This window comes from Pseudomonas sp. BJa5 (assembly GCF_030272875.2).
Lineage (GTDB): Bacteria > Pseudomonadota > Gammaproteobacteria > Pseudomonadales > Pseudomonadaceae > Aquipseudomonas.
Window position 1 is genome coordinate 70,318 of record NZ_JALRNG020000025.1, and the last position, 19,862, is coordinate 90,179.

Below are 19,862 nucleotides of genomic sequence, written 5' to 3' on the forward strand. Positions count from 1 at the left end.
TTCCCATGTTGCATATCTTCTGTCCCCACTGCGGCGAGATGCGCTCCGAAGAGGAGTTCCACGCCGCAGGCCAGGCGCATATTCCGCGGCCGCTGGACCCCAACGCCTGCTCCGACGAGGAGTGGGGCACCTACATGTTCTTCCGCGACAACCCTCGCGGCCTGCACCACGAGTTGTGGATTCACGCCGCCGGCTGCCGCCAGTATTTCAACGCCACGCGCGACACGGTGACCTACGAGATTCTGGAAACCTATCCGATTGGCGCCAAGCCGCAAGTGACCGGCAAAAGCACCAGCCCGCAGTTGGCAGTCAGTGGTCAGGGAGAAAAGGTATGAGCCAGGTCTATCGCCTGTCCAATGGCGGTCGCATCGATCGCAGCAAGGTCTTGAACTTCACCTTCAACGGCCAGACCTACCAGGGCTACGCCGGTGACACCCTGGCCGCCGCGTTGCTGGCCAACGGCGTGGACATCGTCGGGCGCAGCTTCAAGTACTCGCGTCCGCGCGGGATTATTGCCGCGGGTTCCGAAGAGCCCAATGCAATCCTGCAGATCGGCGCCACCGAAGCCACCCAGGTGCCCAACGTGCGCGCCACCCAGCAGGCCCTGTACGCCGGCCTGGTGGCCACCAGCACCAACGGCTGGCCGAACGTGAACAACGACGTCATGGGGATCCTCGGCAAGGTCGGCGGCAAGCTGATGCCACCGGGTTTCTACTACAAGACCTTCATGTACCCGCAGTCGTTCTGGATGACCTACGAGAAGTACATCCGCAAGGCCGCGGGCCTGGGTCGCTCGCCGCTGGAAAACGATCCGGACACCTACGACTACATGAACCAGCACTGCGACGTGCTGGTGGTCGGCGCCGGCCCTGCCGGCCTGGCCGCGGCACTGGCTGCTGGCCGCAGCGGTGCGCGGGTGATCCTCGCCGACGAGCAGGAAGAGTTCGGCGGCAGCCTGCTCGACAGCCGCGAAACCCTCGACGGCAAACCGGCCGCCGACTGGGTCGCCGGTGTAGTTGCCGAGCTCAAGGGCATGCGTGAAGTGACCCTGCTGCCACGGGCCACGGTCAACGGCTACCACGACCACAACTTCCTCACCATTCATGAGCGTCTGACCGACCATCTGGGCGATCGCGCGCCGATCGGCCAGGTGCGTCAGCGCATGCACCGGGTTCGCGCCAAGCGCGTGGTGCTGGCCACCGGCGCCCACGAGCGTCCGCTGGTGTACGGCAACAACGATGTGCCGGGCAACATGCTCGCCGGTGCGGTCTCCACCTACGTGCGTCGCTATGGCGTGGCGCCGGGCCGCAACCTGGTGCTGTCGACCAACAACGACCATGCCTACCGCGTGGCCCTGGACTGGCACGACGCCGGCCTGAAAGTGGTCGCCATCGCCGACGCCCGCCACAATCCGCGCGGTTCGCTGGTGGAGGAGGCGCGGGCCAAAGGTATCCGCATCCTCACCTCCAGCGCGGTGATCGAGTCCCGTGGCAGCAAGCATGTGACCGCTGCCCGTGTCGCCGCCATCGACGTCAAGGCGCACAAGGTCACCAGCCCCGGCGAATGGCTGGAGTGCGACCTGGTTGCCTCCTCCGGTGGCTACAGCCCGGTGGTGCACCTGGCCTCGCACCTGGGCGGCAAGCCGATCTGGCGTGAAGACATCCTCGGCTTCGTACCGGGCGACGCCCCGCAAAAACGCGTGTGCGTTGGTGGCATCAATGGCGTGTTCGCCCTCGGCGACACCCTGGCCGACGGCTTCGAAGGCGGCGTGCGCGCGGCTACCGAAGCAGGCTTCAAGGCAGTGCAAGGCACCCTGCCGAAAGTCCTGGCACGTCATGAGGAAGCTACCGTGGCCCTGTTCCAGGTGCCCCACGACAAGAACACCGCACGGGCGCCGAAGCAGTTCGTCGACCAGCAGAACGACGTCACCGCAGCGGCCATCGAACTGGCCACCCGCGAAGGCTTCGAGTCGGTCGAGCACGTCAAGCGCTACACCGCCCTGGGCTTCGGTACCGACCAGGGCAAGCTGGGCAACATCAACGGCCTGGCGATTGCTGCACGCTCTATGGGCATCACTATTCCGGAAATGGGCACCACCATGTTCCGTCCCAACTACACGCCGATCACCTTCGGCGCCGTGGCGGGCCGGCACTGCGGTCACCTGTTCGAACCGGTGCGCTTCACCGCGCTGCATGCCTGGCACCTGAAGAACGGCGCCGAGTTCGAGGACGTCGGCCAGTGGAAACGGCCGTGGTACTTCCCGCGCAACGGCGAAGACATCCACGCCGCCGTGGCCCGCGAGTGCAAGGCCGTGCGTGACAGCGTTGGTCTGCTCGATGCCTCGACCCTGGGCAAGATCGACATCCAGGGCCCCGATGCCCGCGAGTTCCTCAACCGCATCTACACCAACGCCTGGACCAAACTGGACGTGGGCAAGGCCCGCTACGGCCTGATGTGCAAGGAAGACGGCATGGTCTTCGACGATGGCGTGACCGCCTGCGTCGGCGACAACCACTTCATCATGACCACCACCACCGGCGGCGCGGCCCGCGTGCTGCAGTGGCTGGAGATCTACCAGCAGACCGAATGGCCGGAGCTGAAGGTGTACTTCACCTCGGTTACCGACCACTGGGCGACCCTGACCCTGTCGGGCCCCAACAGCCGCAAGCTGCTCAGCGAAGTGACCGACATCGACCTGGACAAGGACGCCTTCCCGTTCATGACCTGGAAGGAAGGCCTGGTCGGCGGCGTGCCGGCGCGGGTGTTCCGCATCTCCTTCACCGGCGAGCTGTCCTATGAGGTCAACATCCAGGCCAACTACGCCATGGGCGTGCTGGAGAAGATCGCCGAGGCTGGCAAGCAGTACAACCTGACCCCGTATGGCACCGAGACCATGCACGTGCTGCGGGCCGAGAAGGGCTTCATCATCGTCGGCCAGGACACCGACGGCTCGATGACCCCGGACGACCTCAACATGGGCTGGTGCGTGGGCCGGACCAAGCCGTTCTCGTGGATCGGCTGGCGCGGCATGAACCGTGAAGACTGCGTGCGTGAAAACCGCAAGCAACTGGTCGGCCTCAAGCCGGTCGATCCTACCCAGTGGCTGCCGGAAGGCGCGCAACTGGTGTTCGACCCGAAACAGGCGATCCCGATGGACATGGTCGGCCACGTCACCTCCAGCTATGCCAGCAACTCCCTGGGCTATTCCTTCGCCATGGGTGTGGTCAAGGGCGGGCTCAAGCGCATCGGCGAGCGGGTCTACTCGCCCCAGGCCGATGGCAGCGTGATCGAGGCGGAGATCTGCTCCTCGGTGTTCTTCGATCCGAAGGGCGACCGGCAGAACGTTTGACCGCTGTGGGAGCGGGCTTGCCCCGCGATAGCGGCGGTGCAGCCGACATCGAATCGCGGGGCAAGCCCGCTCCTACACAGTTGGTTCAGGGTCCATAGAATTCAAGGCAGGTGTGTAATGAGCACAATCAACGTTTACCAGCAACGCCCCGGCAACGACGCCAAGGCCGAGTCGCCACTGCATCACGCCGACCTGCCCAGCCTGGTCGGCAAGGGCCGCAAGAACGCCGGGGTGACCCTGCGCGAGCACAAGTTCCTCGGTCACCTGACCCTGCGTGGCGACGGTCGCGATCCGGCCTTCGCCGGTGGCGTGTTCAAGGCCCTGGGCCTGGAGCTGCCGGTGGCCCTCACCGTGGTCGCCAACGGCGACATGTCGCTGCAGTGGCTGGGCCCGGATGAGTGGCTGCTGATCGTGCCGGGCGGCCAGGAATTCGCCATCGAGCAGAAGCTGCGCGATGCCCTCGACGGCCAGCACATCCAGGTGGTCAACGTCAGCGGCGGGCAGACCCTGCTGGAACTGAGCGGCCCGAATGTGCGCGACGTGCTGATGAAATCCACCAGCTATGATGTACACCCGAACAACTTCCCGGTCGGCAAGGCCGTGGGCACGGTATTCGCCAAGTCGCAACTGGTGATCCGCCGTACCGGCGAGGAAACCTGGGAGTTGTTGATCCGCCGTAGTTTCTCCGACTACTGGTGGCTGTGGCTGCAGGACGCAGCAGCCGAATACGGTCTGAGCATCGAAGCCTAGGGAGGGTTGTCATGAGCCGAGCACCGGACACCTGGATTCTTACCGCCGACTGCCCGAGCCTGCTCGGCACGGTGGATGTGGTGACGCGCTACCTGTACGAGCAGCAGTGCTATGTCACCGAGCATCACTCGTTCGATGACCGCTTGTCCGGGCGCTTTTTCATCCGCGTGGAGTTTCGCCAGCCCGACGGGTTCGACGAAGCCAGCTTCCGCGCGGGCCTGGCCGAGCGCAGCGATGCCTTCGGCATGCTGTTCGAACTGACCGCGCCCAATCATCGGCCCAAGGTGGTGATCATGGTCTCCAAGGCCGATCACTGCCTCAACGACCTGCTCTACCGCCAGCGTATCGGGCAGTTGGGCATGGATGTGGTGGCGGTGATTTCCAACCACCCGGACCTTGAGCCCCTGGCCCAGTGGCACCGCATTCCCTACTACCACTTCGCCCTCGATCCGCACGACAAGCCGGCGCAGGAGCGCAAGGTGCTGAAGGTGATCGAGGAGTCCGGTGCCGAGCTGGTGATCCTTGCCCGCTACATGCAGGTGCTGTCGCCGGAGCTGTGCCGCAAGCTCGACGGCTGGGCGATCAACATCCACCACTCCCTGCTGCCGGGCTTCAAAGGTGCCAAGCCTTACCACCAGGCCTACAACAAAGGCGTGAAACTGGTGGGCGCCACGGCCCACTACATCAACAACGATCTCGACGAAGGGCCGATCATTGCCCAGGGCGTCGAGTCGGTGGACCACAGTCACTATCCCGAAGACCTGATTGCCAAGGGGCGCGACATCGAGTGCCTGACCCTGGCGCGGGCGGTGGGGTATCACATCGAGCGGCGGGTGTTTTTGAACGCCAATCGGACGGTCGTGCTCTGACGGGCGCCATCGCGGTGTAGGAGCGGGCTTGCCCCGCGATAAGGCCCTCAAGCTCAACAACAGATTCCAGTAACACAGCGCCGCCCCCGGGCAGCGCACTTTGCACCGCTACATAAAAACAATCAGCGAGGTAAAAGCATGTCTGGTAATCGTGGTGTGGTGTATCTCGGCGCCGGCAAGGTCGAGGTGCAGAAAATTGACTACCCGAAAATGCAGGATCCGCGTGGCAAGAAGATCGAGCACGGGGTGATCTTGCGGGTGGTCTCCACCAACATCTGTGGCTCCGACCAGCACATGGTGCGCGGCCGCACCACCGCCCAGGTCGGTCTGGTGCTGGGCCATGAGATCACCGGTGAGGTGATCGAGAAGGGCCGTGACGTCGAGAACCTGCAGATCGGCGACCTGGTCTCGGTACCGTTCAACGTCGCCTGCGGCCGCTGCCGCTCCTGCAAAGAGATGCACACCGGCGTCTGCCTGACCGTCAACCCGGCCCGTGCCGGTGGCGCCTACGGCTACGTCGACATGGGCGACTGGACCGGTGGCCAGGCCGAATACGTGCTGGTGCCCTATGCCGATTTCAACCTGCTGAAACTGCCGAACCGCGACAAGGCCATGGAGAAGATCCGCGACCTGACCTGCCTCTCCGACATCTTGCCGACCGGTTACCACGGTGCCGTTACCGCGGGCGTCGGCCCTGGCAGCTCGGTATACATCGCCGGTGCCGGTCCCGTGGGCCTGGCCGCTGCTGCCTCGGCGCGCCTGCTGGGCGCAGCGGTGGTGATCGTCGGTGACGTCAACCCGGTGCGCCTGGCCCACGCCAAGGCCCAGGGTTTCGAGATCGTCGACCTGTCCCAGGACACCCCGCTGCACGAGCAGATCGCCAACCTGCTGGGCGAGCCCGAAGTGGACTGCGCGGTCGACGCCGTGGGCTTCGAAGCCCGTGGCCACGGCCATGCCGGCGTCCAGCACGAAGCCCCGGCCACCGTGCTCAACTCGCTGATGGGCGTGGTGCGCGTTGCCGGCAAGATCGGTATTCCCGGCCTGTACGTCACTGAAGACCCGGGCGCGGTGGATGCCGCGGCGAAGATCGGCAGCCTGAGCATCCGCTTTGGTCTCGGCTGGGCCAAGTCGCACAGCTTCCATACCGGCCAGACCCCGGTGATGAAGTACAACCGCCAGCTGATGCAGGCGATCATGTGGGACCGCATCAACATCGCCGAAGTGGTGGGTGTGCAGGTGATCAGCCTGGACCAGGCGCCGGAAGGCTACGGTGAGTTCGATGCCGGTGTGCCGAAGAAATTCGTCATCGATCCGCACAAGCTGTTCAGCGCCGCCTAAGGCTATCGCGGGGCAAGCCCGCTCCCACCGGGAGCGGGCTTGCCCCGTGATGCTTTCAAAGCCACACCGCATCCCAATGCGGATAGTCCCCCAGCCGCTTCACCAGCCCGGCCCTCAGCGGGTTGGCCACCACGTAGCGCGCTACCGTGCGCACATTTTCTTCCCGTCGCAAGGCATGGTCATGGTACCCAGGCTGCCACAGTCGACCCTGCAGTTTGCCCAGCTTGAACAACGCGCAACGGCTGCGAGATTTGAATCGACGCATCAGACAGGCCAGTGAGCCTTGCTGCAACTCGACCAGCCAGTGCACATGATCCGGCATAACCACCCAAGCCAAGGTACGTGCGGCACCTTCGAGTTGCGCCTGGCGAAACTGGTGCGGGATGCAGCGTGCGGCCTGGAAACTCTCGAAGATTGGTACTCGGTCACGAGTGATACTGGTCAGCAGGTAAAGGCGGCCGGGCTCGGAAAATCGACCGCGACGCAGGCGGTGGGAGGCGGGGCTGTCCATGTCTTGGCTCCTTGAACGATGAATACTCAAGGTAGATGTCGAGCGGTGGCAGTACTGCGCTGGATTGGTTCTTGATGTTGCCGCCTGGAACAACTGACTCCCCCGGTAGGAGCGGGCTTGCCCCGCGATGCGATGTGGCAGACAAACCGCGATCGCGGGGCAAGCCCGCTCCCACCGGAGGGGGGGAGTTAGTTCTGGATATTTCCAGGCTGGTTAAATTTGGTCCTAGGAAATACCCTACGCAGTCTGTCGATACCCCAATGCTTGCCCCAGGAAACCAGTCCTTCTAGGCTCCTCGGGTCGCTGTCGGTACAGCGATCGGGTGTGGAAACCCGAGCAATGCATTGTGGCCGCTGTCGTTATGGCAGCTGTGCGCGGGAGACCTTCGGGTCTGCCGGGTTTGCCACATGCCCCGGTTTTCCACCCTGCGTACAGCTGTCACCATTCGTGTGGAAACGATCGGGTGTAGCTCAACTGCATGTGGAGTTGCCATGAAAAAGCTCGTTCCAGATCCTCCAACGCTATTCCCCACTTGTGATAAACCCTTTGGCGACTGCGCCGCTGGCCACCCTCAACTCTTCTCGGTGAACGCCGGCATCGCCCCTCATGACGCGCTGGTACACATATCCCTGTACCTGCGTTGCGCCTACGACACTGCACACAAATCATTCGACGGTGTCGACGAGTCGGCCAAGGGGTTTCTCTGGTCTACCCTGCATTCGGTGGAGATGGCCAAGGGGTTGGTTGAGTCTTTGCTCGATGCTCTGGAGAACCGACAGTTAGCTCCGCTTTGACAGCATCGCGGGGCAAGCCCGCTCCCACCGGGTGTATACATTGCCGGTGGGAGCGGGCTTGCCCCGCGATAAGGCACGGAACATTCCCCCGCCCGCACAGTCCAATCCCTCGTTTCCCCGCCTTTTACGGCCGACGAGGTCCTCGAATGAAACGTTTCGCACTGCTCACCCTGATGACCCTGGCCGCCAGCCCGGTGTTCGCCTTCAACCTCAGTGATGCGGCCAATGCCGTTGCCACCATGCAGGGCAACAAGGACGGCGCTGCGGTGCAGGCGCCCGCCGCGTCGGCGAACCTGCTCAACACCCTCGGCAGCGAGCTGAAGATCACCCCGGAACAGGCCATCGGCGGTACTGGCGCCTTGCTGGGCCTGGCCCGCAACCAGCTCAGTAGCGGTGACTACCAGGAACTGAGCAAGGCCGTGCCGGGCCTGGACCTGCTGGCCGGCGAAAATGCCCTGGGTGCCTTGAGCGGCCTGGGCGCTCTGCTGGGCGAGGGCGGCAGTTCCTCGGCCTTGAGCAATGCCCTGGGCAACAACGTCAAGAACACCAACGACTTGAGCAACGCCTTCAGTGCCCTGGGGATGGACACCGGCATGATCGGCATGTTCGCTCCGCTGCTGCTGCAGTACCTCGGCCAGCAGGGCGTTACCGCTTCGCTGTTGCAGAACCTGGGCAGCCTGTGGACCACTCCGCTCGTCCCGACCACCCCAACCACCCCGGCCACCTTGACCGCCCCACCTTCGGTGTAAGGCCGTTCAGCCCGCTTCGGAGAAGTTGACCATCCGCACCGGGCGACGCAAGCCTGCGGTGAGCACCAGCAGGTAGGCCAGGCCAAGGCCGAACCAGGCAAGGCCGATGCTCAGGGTCAGGGGCGACAGGCTGGTCCACAACCACAGGGTCAGCCCCAGGCCCACCAGCGGGATCAGGCCGTAGCGCAGCATGTCGGTCAGGTTACGCTGCTCGCTCTGGTTGAACAGGTGGGTGCGAATTACCGCCAGATTCACCGCGGAGAAGGCCACCAGTGCGCCAAAGCTGATCAGCGAGGCGAGGGTGGCGAGGTCAATGACCAGCGCCAGCAGGGAAAATGCCGACACCACCAGGGTCGCCGTGACCGGCGTGCCGAAGCGCGGCGACAGGTTGCCGAACCAGCGTTGCGGCAGGACCTGGTCGCGGCCCATGGTGTAGAGAATCCGCGACACCGCCGCCTGCGAGGCGAGGGCCGAGCCGAGGCTGCCGGCGACGAAGGCGGCGGTGAAGAAGTTGGCCAGGAACTGGCCGCCCGTCTTGAACATCACCTCGTTGGCCGCGGCGTCGGTGTTTTCGAAATGACTCCCCGGCAGCACCAGCTGGCTGATATAGGCGAGCAGGGTGAACAGCAGGCCGGCGCCGAGGGTGGTGAGGATGATCGCCCGCGGCACATCGCGCTGCGGGTTTCGGGTTTCCTCGGCCAGGGTCGATACCGCATCGAAGCCCAGGAACGACAGGCACAGCACCGCGGCACCTGCCATCAAATGGCTGAAGCCAGGCTTGCTGCCATCGCCCAGCAGCGGCGAGAGCAGGTCGACCGGCTGACCAGTGCCCAGGGTCTTGCACGACAGCGCGACGAATACACCGATAAAGACGATCTGCGCGCCGACGATCAGGTTGCTGGCCTTGGCGACCGAGTGGATGCCGATCACGTTGAGCAGCGTGACCAGGGCGATCGAGCCCAGGACCAGGGTCCAGACCGGAATGCTCGGGAAGGCGATGTTCAGGAACAGGCCGATGAGCAGGTAGTTGATCATCGGGATGAACAGGTAGTCGAGCAGCAGCGACCAGCCGGCAAGAAAGCCGATGTTCGGCCCGAAGGCCAGGTTGGTATAGGAATAGGCCGAGCCTGCCACCGGAAAGCGCCGGACCATGAAGCTGTAGGAAGTGGCGGTGAACAGCATGGCCAGCAGGGTGACCAGATAGGCCCCGGCGGTGCGTCCGCCGGTCAGTTCGGTAACGATGCCGTAGGTGGTGAAGATGGTCAGCGGAACCATGTATACCAGGCCGAAGAACACCAGGGCAGGGAGCCCGAGGACGCGGCGCAGTTGAGTGGGGGCTGCCTGGGCAGCAGGGCTGGATGGCTTGGCCATTGATCGATCCTGGCTATTTTTGTAGTTGTTTGCTGATCGATTTTTATCCAGTTAAATGGCCAATAGCAAAGAAGATTCCCTTATCTTGATTATTAATGCAGATTTTAATCGGCTATTTGTGGGAGCCGGCATCGCCGGCGATGGCATCATCGCAGTCTCAGTTCGTGCGCGGCGCCTGCATCGCTGGCTATGCCAGCTCCCACAACAGCAGGATTTGGCAGATCGTCGCTCAGCGCAGCTCGGCCCGCAGGCGTTCGATACGTGCATCCTTGTCATGCCACAGCTGGTTGACCCAACCCTGCACCGCCAGGCGCACGGCCGGATTGTTCTCGTAGTCGCCGCTCCACAGGGCAGGGTCCAGCTCGCGCACCTGGATATCGATGATCACCTTGGGGACTGCACCGCAGAGCAGGTCCCAGAAACCCGGGGCCTTGTCGCCGGGGTAGACGATGGTGACATCGAGCAGGGCGTCGAGCTGTTCGCCCAATGCCGCCAGGACGAAGGCCACGCCGCCGGCCTTGGGCTTGAGCAGGTGTTTGAAGGGTGACTGCTGGGCGCTGCGCTTGGCTTCGCTGAAGCGCGTGCCTTCCAGGTAGTTGACCACGGTCACCGGCTGGCGCTTGAACAGCTCACAGGCGGCCTTGGTGATCTCCAGGTCCTGGCCCTTGAGTTCCGGGTGCTTGTCGAGAAACGCCTTGCTGTAGCGCTTCATGAACGGGTAATCCAGCGCCCACCAGGCCAGGCCCAGCAGCGGCACCCAGATCAGTTCCTTCTTGAGGAAGAACTTGAAGAACGGCACCCGCCGATTGAGGCTTTCGATCAGGGCGGGAATGTCGACCCAGCTCTGGTGGTTGCTCACGCACAGGTAGGAGGTGTCCTGGCGCAGCTTGTCGATACCGCGGATGTCCCACTGGGTGGGGATGCACAGGGCAAAGATGGCCTTGTCGATTTCCGACCAGGTCTCGGCGATCCACATCACGGCCCGGGAGGCATAGACGCGGTAACGGCCCGGCAGGACCAGTTTGAGCAGGGCAAAGACCATCAAGGGGACGATCAGGACCAGGGTGTTGAGCAACAACAGCACGGTCACGAGGATGCCCGTCAGCAAGCGGCGCATAAGAAAACTCGTCTATTCGGATGACAGTCGGCAATGATAAGCAGCCCGTCCGCGTACGCCAAATGCTCAGGCCGGCGAGGGCCGGACAAATGTTTCACTTTGTGTTGGATAAGCTGTCGGCGCGAACCTATCCTGCCTTCGCAGTCTAAACACTGTCTTGTCTCAAGGAAGCGGATCCTGTGAAACCTGTACTTGCCCTGCTATCGCTGCTCGCCCTGCCGGTCATGGCCGCCGAGCCGACGCTCTATGGTCGTTATGAATACATCACGCTGCCGGAGTTCGGCGGCGAAACCCTCAAGGCCAAGATGGACACCGGCGCCCTGACCGCCTCGCTGTCGGCCACGGACATCGAAACCTTCACCCGCGACGGCGAGGACTGGGTACGCTTTCGCCTGGCCACCAAGGACAGTGACGGCAAGGTCTACGAACACAAGCTGGCGCGCATCAGCAAGATCAAGAACCGCGCCGATGAAGACGAAGACGGCGAGGGCGCCGAGATCAGCAAGCGCCCGGTGGTGGACCTTGAGCTGTGCCTGGGCGACGTCAAGCGCACCGTCGAGGTCAACCTGACCGACCGCAGCAGCTTCAACTACCCGCTGTTGATCGGCGCCAAGGCGTTGCGCGAGTTCAAGGCGGCGGTGAATCCGGCGCGCCGATTCACTGCCGGCAAGCCGGACTGCTGACGGCCCTGTAGGAGCGGGCTTGCCCCGCGATTGCGTACTGTCAGTCACATCGCATCGCGGGGCAAGCCCGCTCCTACAAGGCGATCTAGAATCTCTTACACGTTCATCATTCCTGGTCAGGCCCGGACGCCATGCCCCACATACTCATCGTCGAAGACGAAGCCGCCATCGCCGACACCCTGGTCTTCGCCCTGCAGGGCGAGGGCCACAGCACCGAGTGGGTCACCCTGGGCAACGCCGCCCTGGCGCAGCAGCGCCAGCGGCCCGCCGACCTGATCATCCTCGACATCGGCCTGCCGGATATCAGCGGCTTTGAAACCTGCCGGCAGCTGCGGCGTTTCAGCGAAGTGCCGGTGATGTTCCTCAGTGCGCGCGATGGCGAGATCGACCGGGTGGTGGGCCTGGAAATCGGTGCCGACGATTATGTGGTCAAGCCCTTCAGTCCACGCGAGGTGGCGGCCAGGGTGCGGGCAATCCTCAAGCGCATGGCGCCGCGTGCCGAGCCGGCAGCCCCTGCGCCGGCGCAGTTCCAGGTCGATACCCTGCGCATGCAGATCAGCTACCGCGGCCAGGCCCTGAGCCTGACCCGCCATGAGTTTCGCCTGTTGCAGAGCCTGCTGGAGCAACCCGAGCGGGTCTTCAGCCGGGAGCAACTGCTCGATGCCACCGGGGTCGCCGCCGATGCCGGCTACGAGCGCAGCATCGACAGCCACATCAAGAGCCTGCGCGCCAAGCTGCGCCAGGTGGCCGCCGACGGCGAGCCGATCCAGACCCATCGCGGCCTGGGCTACAGCTACTGTCCGGGACGCAGCTGATGCGCCTGGGGATGCGGATCTTCCTGGTCTATTTCCTGTTCGTCGGGCTGACCGGCTATTTCATCCTCAACACCGTGCGCGAGCAGATCCGCCCCGGTGTGCGCCAGTCCACCGAAGAAACCCTGGTCGACACCGCCAACCTGCTGGCCGAGTTGCTGCACGACGACGTCAAGGCCGGCACCCTCGGCCAGAGTCGCCTTCCCGTGCTGTTGCGCGCCTATGGGCAACGGCAGCCCAATGCCGAAATCTGGGGTCTGGCCAAGAACCAGGTGAACCATCGCATCTATGTCACCGACGCCAAGGGCATCGTCCTGCTCGACTCGACCGGCTCGGCGGTTGGCCAGGACTATTCGCGCTGGAACGACGTCTACCTGACTTTGCGCGGCGAATATGGCGCGCGCTCAACCCGCAGCGATCCGGACGATCCCGAGTCGTCGGTAATGCATGTGGCGGCGCCGATCCTCGATGGCGACAAGATCATTGGCGCGGTCACTGTGGCCAAGCCGAACAAGTCGCTGCAGCCCTACATCGACCGTTCCGAACGGCGCTTGCTGTACCTGGGCCTGGGGCTGATCGTCCTCGGTTTGCTGGCCGGTGCGGCGCTGTCCTGGTGGCTGGCACGCTCGCTGCGGCGCCTGACCGGTTATGCCGAAGCCGTCAGCGCCGGCGAGCGTGCAGCGCTGCCGAATTTTCGTGGGGGTGAGCTGGGCCAGCTAGCCGCGGCGGTCGAGCGCATGCGCACCCAGCTGGAAGGCAAGGACTATGTCGAGCGATACGTGCACACCCTGACCCATGAACTGAAAAGTCCGCTGGCGGCCATTCGTGGTGCTTCCGAGCTGCTTCAGGAGCCGATGCCGGACGCGCAGCGCCAGCGCTTTGCCGGCAATATCGAAAGCGAAAGTGCGCGCATGCAGCAGTTGATCGAGCGTTTGCTCAACCTGGCCCAGGTCGAGCAGATGCAGACCCTGGAAGAGCAGCAGCAGGTGCCGCTGGCGGCGCTGGTCGATGAGCTGTTGCTGGCCCACAGCGCGCGCATCGAAAGTGCCGGCCTGCAGGTGCGCCAGCGCGTACCGGCGTCAGTGCGCCTGCTGTGCGAGCCCTTCCTGATGCGCCAGGCGATCGCCAACCTGCTGGACAACGCCCTGGACTTCACGCCACCCGGCGGCATGTTGCTGTTCGAACTGGAACGGCGCAAAGGGCAGGTGGCCCTGAGCCTGTTCAACCAGGGCGAGGCGATTCCCGACTATGCCCTGGGCCGTTTGAGTGAGCGCTTCTACTCATTGCCGCGCCCATTCAGTGGGCGCAAGAGCACGGGGCTGGGGCTGAACTTCGTCGAGGAAGTGATGCAGTTGCACGGTGGTTCGCTGCAGGTCGCCAACGTCGAAGACGGGGTGCGCGTGCGCTTGTGGCTGCCGGCCAAACGCCTGGACTGAACACTTCACACAAGCTCCACACAGGCTCCACAAAAGTCCTCAAGGCCTCCATGTCGGGTGAGCAGACTCTGCTCATCGAAACCGGAGCCTTGCCTCATGAACCGAACCTTGAGCCTCAAACTCGGCGCCATCGCCGTGCTGATCATCCTGTTGTTGATCCCGTTGCTGATGATTGGCGGCCTGATCGACGAGCGCCAGGCGCTGCGCGACAGCGTGGTGCAGGACATCGCCCAGAGCTCCAGCTACAGCCAGCAGATCAGCGGGCCGGTGCTGGTGGTGCCGTACCGCAAGACTGAACGCCGCTGGACGCTCCAGGAGGGCCGGAGCATCCAGGAAACCAGCCAGGTCAGTGGCCATCTGTACTTTCTGCCGGAAACCTTCGCGCTCGAATCAGGCATCGATACCGAGCTGCGCTCGCGGGGGATCTACCAGGCCCGCCTGTTCCATGCCGAAAACCACATCAGCGGGCAATTCAAGCTGCCAGCACGCTGGGGGATCACCGAGGACTTTGAAGACTATCGCTTCGAACCGGCGTTTCTCGCCGTTGGCATCAGTGACATCCGTGGCATCGAGAAAGGTCTGCAGTTGCAGCTCAACGACCGACGCCTGGATTTCCAGGCCGGCACCCGCCTGGGTTGGCTGGGCAGTGGCGTGCATGTGGTCCTCGGGCCGCTCGACGGCAAGGGCGAAACCCTGCTCGACTATGCCTTCGACCTCAGCCTGCAGGGCAGCGGGCAACTGCATGTGCTGCCGGTTGGCCGCAGCACCGGCGTCAGCATGGCCGCCAACTGGCCGCACCCGAGCTTTATCGGCAACTACCTGCCTGCCAGCCGCAAGGTCGATGCCGATGGGTTCTCTGCGCGCTGGCAGACCTCGTTCTTTTCCACCAACCTGGAGGACGCCCTGGCCCAGTGCGTGACCAATGCCAATTGCGAGGATTTTCGCAGCCGGGCGTTCGGGGTCAGCTTTGTCGATCCGGTGGACCAGTACCTCAAGAGTGAACGGGCGATCAAATACGCCTTGCTGTTCATCGCCCTGACCTTCGCCGGCTTCTTTCTCTTCGAGGTGTTGCGCAACCTCAGCGTGCACCCGATCCAGTACGCCCTGGTCGGCGCGGCCCTGGCGCTGTTCTACCTGTTGCTGCTGTCGTTGTCCGAGTACCTGGGCTTCGGCCCGGCCTACCTGTTGTCGGCCGCGGCCTGTGTGCTGTTGATCGGCTTCTACCTGAGCCATGTGCTGCGCAGCCTGTGGCGGGCGCTGGGCTTCGCCCTGGGCTTGGTGGTGCTTTACGGCATGCTCTACGGGCTGCTCAGCGCCGAGGACTATGCCTTGTTGATGGGCGCGTTGTTGCTGTTCGGCTTGCTGGGGGTGTTCATGGTCCTGACCCGACGCCTGGATTGGTATGGCGTTGGCCAGGGGAGGTTGCAATGAGCGGGTTGCGGGAGGAGAGGCGTTGGGCAGCGGGGTTGGTGGTGCATATTGTGTTTTTGTGGCGTTTGCATCGCGGGGCAAGCCCGCACCCACAGTGGGAGCGGGCTTGCCCCGCGAAGAGGCCCTTCAGACCGACGGGGCGGTCGCCTGCATCGAGGGCCGCTGACTGACCTGTGCATACCAGGCCGCCAGCTTGGGCTGCTGCTCGCGCCAGGCGAAGTCCGGCATGCGAAAATCGATGTAACCCAGGGCACAGGCCACGCCGATGGCGGCGATGTCGAACGTCGAGGCCAGTTCGGCGATGTGCTCCTGCTCAAGGCTTGCCAGGCCTCGCCGGACCTTGTCCAGCTGGGCGTCGATCCAGCGGTCCCAGCGCTTGTCTTCGGGGCGCAGGAAGGTCTCGTAGCGGGTGTTCACCGCAGCATCCATGATCGCGTCGGCCAGGGAGGCCAGGGTCAGGCGGCGCCAGCGCGCCGAGCCTTCCCGGGGGATCAGCGGGTTGCCCACATGCTGCAGGTCGAGGTACTCGCAGATCACCCGGCTGTCATGCAGCACGCTGCCGTCTTCCAGGCGCAGGGCCGGGATTTTCCCGGCCGGGTTGCCCTGGTTGAGTTCGGCATCGGGGCTCACGGGCGACAGGTTGATGCTGTGCACGGCAACCCGGTCGGTCTGGCCGGTTTCGTGCAGCAGCACCATGACCTTGCGCACGAAGGGCGACGCCGGCGAGTGGAACAACATCATGCTTGGTGCAGACATGGCGATCCCTCAGTTGCCTTGCAGGCTGGGCGGCAGGCAGACACCGGTGCCACCGATGCCGCAGTAGCCGTCCGGGTTCTTGGCCAGGTACTGCTGGTGGTAGGCCTCGGCGAAGTAGACGGTCGGCGCCTGCTCGATTTCGGTGGTGATCTCGCCGAAACCGGCCTTGCTCAGTTCGGCCTGGTAGGCACGTTTGCTGGCCTGGGCCTCGTCCAGTTGCTCGGGGGTGGTGCAGTAGATCACCGAGCGGTACTGGGTGCCGATGTCGTTGCCCTGGCGCATGCCCTGGGTCGGGTTGTGCAGTTCCCAGAACATGGCCAGCAGTTCGCGGTAGCTGACTTTGTCCTGGTCGTAGACCACCAGCACCACTTCGGTGTGGCCGGTCAGGCCCGAGCAGACTTCTTCGTAGGTCGGGTTGGGGGTAAAGCCGCCGGCATAGCCGACCACGGTGCTGACTACGCCGTCACGCTGCCAGAAGCGCCGCTCGGCGCCCCAGAAGCAGCCCAGGCCGAAGATGGCGAAGCCGACATTCTCGAAGAACGGGCCGAGCAGCGGGGTGTCTTCGAAGACGAAGTGTTTCTCTGGCAGGGCCATCGGGGTTTCGCGGCCAGGCAGCGCCTGTTCCGCGGTAGGCAGGACGTTTTTGTTCACCAGGATTTCCGAGCGCAGGACCATGGCCGTTCCTCTGTTGTCAGGTCGATTGGGGTGACCTTTTCGCGGGACAAGCCCGCTCCCACCGGATACCTGTAGGAGCGGGCTTGCCCCGCGAAAGGGCCCGAATGAGTTCTATAGTGCCCGAGTGTTACGCCGCTGTCAGGCGCCGGGACCACGCGGATAACGCTTGAGTTTGTCGGCGAGCTCAGCGCCCGGAATCGGCTGGTCGAACAGGTAGCCCTGGCCGACATCGCAGCGGTGACGCCGCAGGAACGCCAGTTGCTCGGCGGTCTCGATACCTTCGGCGACCACCTTGAGCTTGAGGTTGTGGGCCATGGCCACCACCGCCGAGGTGATTTCCATGTCGTCCTGGTTGTCGGGGATCTCGTGGATGAAGCTGCGGTCGATCTTGATGATGTCGATCGGGAATTTCTTCAGGTAGCTGAGCGATGAATAACCGGTGCCGAAGTCGTCCATGGCCAGGGTCAGGCCCAGCTGCTTGAGCTGGTCGAGTTGGCGGTGGGTGTCTTCGGTGGCTTCCAGCAGCAAGCCTTCGGTCAGCTCCAGCTCCAGCAGGTGCGGGGGCAGGGCTTCTTCCTTGAGGATGGTGGCGATCGAGCTGACCAGGTCGGGGTCGGAAAACTGCTTGGGCGACAGGTTGATCGCCACCTGCAGGTTGCCCAGGCCTTCGGTGCGCAGCCGCTGGCTCATGCGGCAGGCCTGGCGGGCGATCCACTTGCCGATGGGGATGATCAGGCCGGTCTCTTCGGCGACGCTGATGAACTGGTCCGGGCGGATCATGCCCTTCTCCGGGTGGTTCCAGCGCAGTAGCGCCTCCAGCCCCAGCAAGCGGCCGCTGCGCAGGCACAGCTTGGGCTGGTAGAACACATCCAGCTCGTTCTGGGTCAGGGCCCGGCGCAGGTTGTTCTCGACGAACAGCTTGTAGCTGGCTTCGGCATTGAGCGCTTCGGTGAACACCTGGACCTGGTGCTTGCCGTTGGCCTTGGCCTTGTGCAGGGCAAGCCCGGCGTTCTTCATCAGGGTCTGCGGGTCGCGGCCATGCAACGGTGCGCAGGCCAGGCCCACGGAACCGGTGACGCTGATCAGCTGGTTGTCGACGAACATTGGTTTGTCGAGGGTCCTGAGCAACTGCTGGGCGATCTGCTGGCCACTGTCCTGGTCGGTGTTTTCGAGCAGCACGGCGAACTCGTTGCTGGCAAAGCGCGCCAGGCTACCGCCGACGCTCAGGCTGTTGCGCAGGCGCCGAGCCAGGCTGATCAGCAGTTTGTCGCCGGTCTGGTGGCCGAGGCTGTCGTTGATCCGCTTGAAGTTGTCGATGTCCACCAGCAACAGGCTGATGGGGGTGTCGCTGTCGCGGGCGAAGCGCTCATCGAGGTTGCGGATGAAGGCCGGACGGTTGCCCAGGCTGGTCAGGTTGTCGGTGTAGGCCAGGCGCTCGATGCGCTGCTGGGCCAGCTTGCTCTGGGTGATGTCTTCGTAGATGCCGATGTAGTGGGTCAGTTCGCGGTTGTCGCCGTAGACCTTGGAAATCGACAGTTGCCCCCAGTAGGGCTCGAGGTTCTTGCGCCGGCTCTTGAACTCGCCTTGCCAGCTGTTGCTCATGGCCAGGCTCGACGGCGCGTCGAACAGCAGCTCGCTGAGGTTCTCCAGGGCCGGCAGCTCCGAGAGCCGGTGGCCGTGGACCTCGTCGGTGCTGTACTGGGTGATGGCGGTGAAGCTGGGGTTGACGTACTCGACCACGCCGTCGCGGTTGACCAGCAAGAAGGCATTGGCGCTTTGTTCCACTGCGCGCTGGAACAGGTGCAGGGCGCTGGTGGCGGTGCGTCGGTTATGGTTGTTGATGACCTGGGCGAACTGGTCGGCCAGCTCGCCGGCAAAGGCGATCTCATCGGTCTGCCAGGCCCGCGTCGAGCCGGTCTGTTCCAGGCACAGTACGCCGACCACCTGGCCATCGATGCGGATACTGGCATCGAGCATGGCGTTGATGTCGCGCGGGCGCAGGCTCTCGGCCATCTCCCGGGTACGCGGGTCGTGGGTGGCGTTGTGGGCGTCGATGGCGCGGCTGGTGTGCAGGGCGTCGAGGTAGTCGGGAAAGCGGCTGGCGTCGATCGGCTCGGGCAGGCGGTATTCCTGGGTCTCGCGGTAGTAGGCGGAAATCGGCTCCAGGCGCTGGCCTTCCAGGTACCAGATGCTTGCGCAGTCGATCCTGTAGATTTCACAGGCGCTGCGGGTGATCAGTTCGGCGGCTTCGAGCAGTGAGTTGCTGGCGCTGTAGCGGTGGCGGGCCAGGTGCAGGATCAGCTCCTGCTGGGCCCGTACCCGTTCCAGATGCTCGAGCTGTTCCTGCTGGGCCCGCTGGTTGAGCTGCAGGGCGATTTGCAGGCGGTTGTTGCGGGTCTCCAGCTCGGCGGCGCCCAGGTTCGGTGCATCGCCTGACTGGGCGTCGATCACCATCAGGTAGCCTCGCAGCAGCTGGCGGTTGTGCTGCTTGTAGGCTTCGCCTGACTCCAACAGATGCAGCGGGCCCTGGGCCGTGTGCAGGGTGTAGCGCACCCGGTAGTGCGAGCGCTGGCCAAGCTGCAGCTGGATATCGTCATGCAGTTTGTAGCGCGCCTCGGGCTCCATGAGGCTGGCGTAGGGCGAGCCGACCAGGGCACACAACTCGACGGCGGCCATGCCGAACTGGCGCTCGCAGGCGGGGTCGAGGTACAGCAGCGCCCAGCTGGCTTCATTCAGGCGCTCGAAGCGCAGCATGCCGAGCCGCGAGGGCACGGGCAACTGCGTCACTACCTCGGCCACCATACGGCTGGCGGCATCAGGTTGGCTTTTCATCGAGTGCTCGCTTCAAGAAGACAGTCCGTGCAGATAGCGCAATCTGCTACTACGCGTGTTGGGCAAGGTTGCATGATGCGCAGGTGCCTGACAAGCCATACAGAGACCTCTGCGCTAACTGTTTCGGCTGCGTGGCCGGATTCTTAAGCATGACGCGCTTCGCTGGCGACTGTAGGAGCGGGCTTGCCCCGCGATGCAGTGGGGGGCCATCGCGGGGCAAGCCCGCTCCTACGGAGCGCAGCCTGGTGGCAGCGGTTAGCGGAGGGGAATCGCAGGCAAAAAAAGGTTCTTCACGGAATACAGGGGCTACGATCCTTGGGCTTGGGTGTCGAGGTGGCGAGCTTATCCATTCCATGCAGCGACGCTGCCGGCCCCTTCCGCCTTTACGG

17 protein-coding genes are annotated in these 19,862 nt (G+C 64.0%); 11 read left to right on the forward strand and 6 right to left on the reverse strand.

Features of this window, described 5'->3' with window-relative positions:
* Window positions 1–5: 5 nt before the first annotated feature.
* From M2D63_RS15620 to fdhA, 5 genes are all read left to right on the forward strand, one after another.
* Window positions 6–335, forward strand: coding sequence for a sarcosine oxidase subunit delta (locus M2D63_RS15620; protein WP_285863840.1), 330 nt, complete (start codon window positions 6–8; stop codon window positions 333–335).
* Window positions 332–3,349, forward strand: coding sequence for a sarcosine oxidase subunit alpha (locus M2D63_RS15625; protein ID WP_285863841.1), 3,018 nt, complete (start codon window positions 332–334; stop codon window positions 3,347–3,349). The genes M2D63_RS15620 and M2D63_RS15625 overlap by 4 nt, the downstream gene beginning before the upstream one ends.
* Before the next feature lie 117 nt (window positions 3,350–3,466).
* Entirely contained in the window at window positions 3,467–4,099 is a 633-nt protein-coding gene (locus tag M2D63_RS15630) for a sarcosine oxidase subunit gamma (protein WP_285863842.1), read from the forward strand.
* Window positions 4,100–4,110: 11 nt separating this feature from the next.
* Window positions 4,111–4,968 (forward strand): formyltetrahydrofolate deformylase, encoded by an 858-nt coding sequence (gene purU, locus M2D63_RS15635; RefSeq protein ID WP_285863843.1) that lies wholly within the window; start codon window positions 4,111–4,113, stop codon window positions 4,966–4,968.
* Between the two features lie 138 nt (window positions 4,969–5,106).
* Window positions 5,107–6,306 carry a formaldehyde dehydrogenase, glutathione-independent gene (gene fdhA / locus M2D63_RS15640; RefSeq protein WP_285863844.1) on the forward strand — a complete coding sequence of 400 codons (1,200 nt, stop codon included), beginning with the start codon at window positions 5,107–5,109 and terminating at the stop codon, window positions 6,304–6,306.
* A gap of 55 nt (window positions 6,307–6,361) precedes the next feature.
* Here fdhA and M2D63_RS15645 read toward each other — a convergent pair whose 3' ends face one another.
* The gene (locus M2D63_RS15645) at window positions 6,362–6,817 is read right to left on the reverse strand and encodes an REP-associated tyrosine transposase (RefSeq protein ID WP_285863845.1); all 456 of its coding nucleotides are present in this window, start codon (window positions 6,815–6,817) and stop codon (window positions 6,362–6,364) included.
* 491 nt (window positions 6,818–7,308) lie between these two features.
* Here M2D63_RS15645 and M2D63_RS15650 point away from each other — a divergent pair, with 491 nt between their 5' ends.
* Entirely contained in the window at window positions 7,309–7,611 is a 303-nt protein-coding gene (locus tag M2D63_RS15650; RefSeq protein ID WP_285863846.1) for a DUF3077 domain-containing protein, read from the forward strand.
* Window positions 7,612–7,757: 146 nt separating this feature from the next.
* Window positions 7,758–8,360 (forward strand): DUF2780 domain-containing protein, encoded by a 603-nt coding sequence (locus M2D63_RS15655; RefSeq protein WP_285863847.1) that lies wholly within the window; start codon window positions 7,758–7,760, stop codon window positions 8,358–8,360.
* A 6-nt stretch (window positions 8,361–8,366) separates the two neighbouring features.
* Here M2D63_RS15655 and M2D63_RS15660 read toward each other — a convergent pair whose 3' ends face one another.
* A complete protein-coding gene (locus tag M2D63_RS15660) occupies window positions 8,367–9,731 on the reverse strand; it encodes an APC family permease (protein ID WP_285863848.1) in 1,365 nt (454 codons plus the stop codon).
* Between the two features lie 229 nt (window positions 9,732–9,960).
* Entirely contained in the window at window positions 9,961–10,848 is an 888-nt protein-coding gene (locus M2D63_RS15665) for an acyltransferase (protein WP_285863849.1), read from the reverse strand.
* 179 nt (window positions 10,849–11,027) lie between these two features.
* Between M2D63_RS15665 and M2D63_RS15670 the strand changes: the two genes are divergently transcribed.
* From M2D63_RS15670 to creD, 4 genes are all read left to right on the forward strand, one after another.
* A complete protein-coding gene (locus M2D63_RS15670) occupies window positions 11,028–11,531 on the forward strand; it encodes an ATP-dependent zinc protease (RefSeq protein WP_285863850.1) in 504 nt (167 codons plus the stop codon).
* A 131-nt stretch (window positions 11,532–11,662) separates the two neighbouring features.
* Window positions 11,663–12,346 (forward strand): two-component system response regulator CreB, encoded by a 684-nt coding sequence (creB, locus tag M2D63_RS15675; RefSeq protein WP_285863851.1) that lies wholly within the window; start codon window positions 11,663–11,665, stop codon window positions 12,344–12,346.
* Window positions 12,346–13,779 (forward strand): two-component system sensor histidine kinase CreC, encoded by a 1,434-nt coding sequence (gene creC, locus M2D63_RS15680; protein ID WP_285863852.1) that lies wholly within the window; start codon window positions 12,346–12,348, stop codon window positions 13,777–13,779. Before creB ends, creC begins: the two co-directional genes overlap by 1 nt.
* Window positions 13,780–13,875: 96 nt before the next feature.
* Window positions 13,876–15,210, forward strand: coding sequence for a cell envelope integrity protein CreD (gene creD / locus M2D63_RS15685; RefSeq protein WP_285863853.1), 1,335 nt, complete (start codon window positions 13,876–13,878; stop codon window positions 15,208–15,210).
* A gap of 126 nt (window positions 15,211–15,336) precedes the next feature.
* On the opposite strand, the gene M2D63_RS15690 is transcribed toward creD, so the two are convergent.
* The 3 genes from M2D63_RS15690 to M2D63_RS15700 all read right to left on the reverse strand — a co-directional run bounded on the left by M2D63_RS15690 (window position 15,337) and on the right by M2D63_RS15700 (window position 19,473).
* A complete protein-coding gene (locus tag M2D63_RS15690; protein WP_285863854.1) occupies window positions 15,337–15,966 on the reverse strand; it encodes a glutathione S-transferase in 630 nt (209 codons plus the stop codon).
* Between the two features lie 9 nt (window positions 15,967–15,975).
* Window positions 15,976–16,641, reverse strand: a complete 666-nt coding sequence (gene msrA / locus M2D63_RS15695; RefSeq protein ID WP_285863855.1) for a peptide-methionine (S)-S-oxide reductase MsrA — start codon at window positions 16,639–16,641, stop codon at window positions 15,976–15,978.
* A gap of 138 nt (window positions 16,642–16,779) precedes the next feature.
* Window positions 16,780–19,473: a bifunctional diguanylate cyclase/phosphodiesterase gene (locus M2D63_RS15700; RefSeq protein WP_285863856.1), complete on the reverse strand. Its 2,694-nt coding sequence runs from the start codon at window positions 19,471–19,473 to the stop codon at window positions 16,780–16,782.
* Between the last annotated feature and the right edge of the window lie 389 nt (window positions 19,474–19,862).